Consider the following 1199-nt stretch of genomic DNA (forward strand, 5'->3'; position numbering starts at 1 on the left):
TCTGTTCTATTGGGTTGCCAAGATCGGTGTTAAATATAGCATAATATTCTTGTGAGTAATTGCTGACAGTAACATCTATAGCGTTAACTCCATATGGAGGTATATCTACAAATAACAAGTCTCCAGATTCCGGCAAGTCTTCTACACATTGTGGCTGTTGTCCTAAATAACAATAATATTGAGCTGCCATTGCATGGCTGGGGGAAACTACTGCAAAAGATAGTAAACAGACAAAAAATGCAACGATGACTTTGCCTAATGCTTTTTTCATTTTTATTACTCCGTAAGTCACTTTGTGTGTGAACGTTTTCTCCAATCACAGACTATAACAAACTTTATGAGATTGACTATTATTTAGCTTTTCTTTATATTCCACAAGTTTAGGGCATCCATTATTGATTACTATAGCGCTACGCATTAAGGTGTTTGACATGAATAGAAGCTGAAACCCTTTTGTCTTCTCCTATTGCCTGTTGCCTGTTGCCTGTTGCCTGTTGCCTTGCGCGTAGCGCTATAATATCAACAACTACATTTACCCACCATACTATTTTTGACTTTTGACTTTTGATTTTTAATTTGAGGTGATCGCAACTACTAAATCCTAAAAGTAATAAATTATAGATACTAAGTGGGTTCTATAATTCCTATTCCTCCTGACTCTGTAGGGACTAAGCATACTTAGTCCCTACCTACTTCCTACTCCTTATTTAAAGGAACAGTAGACTTTACTGATTCACGTTGATGTAATCTATTGAACCAGTTTTTTAAATTCTCATATTCCAAAACCCAATCTTCATTTACCCGAAGGTTATAGTAACCCAAAGAACATAATGTTGTTACATCTGCTACTGTCCATTGTTCATCACCTAACAAATACTTAGATTTAGCTAATTGTTGATCGAAAACTGATAAGAGACAATTAATTGACGTTTCTAATTGTGTTCGATAATCAGTAGGGTCAAAATTGTTTGTCAAATTTAGTTTCCATAAATTGATAATATTATCCCCTAAATTATCTCCTAACTCTTCCCATTTACGACATTCAAGTTTTGCCTGGGGATGAGTAGGGTAAAAATTTGGTTCTGGATAAGTTTCGTCTAAATACTCAGCAATTAATGTAGAATCCCAAATGACTGTGCCATCTTCTTCTACAAACACAGGTACTTTACCAATGGGAGAAATTTTCAGAAAATCATCGA

At 35.0% G+C, this 1199-nt stretch carries 2 protein-coding genes; both read right to left on the reverse strand.

All coding sequences use genetic code 11. The features are described 5' to 3' along the window. A partial coding sequence (locus F6K13_RS34050) for a hypothetical protein (RefSeq protein ID WP_287290075.1) occupies nt 1-271 on the reverse strand: 271 nt, incomplete at its 3' end. Nucleotides 272-696: 425 nt separating this feature from the next. Continuing rightward, nucleotides 697-1199 (reverse strand): glutathione S-transferase family protein (locus F6K13_RS34055; RefSeq protein ID WP_287290076.1); only part of this gene is annotated, 503 nt, incomplete at its 5' end.

It is taken from the genome of Okeania sp. SIO2B9 (genome assembly GCF_010672505.1).
Lineage (GTDB): Bacteria > Cyanobacteriota > Cyanobacteriia > Cyanobacteriales > Microcoleaceae > Okeania > Okeania hirsuta.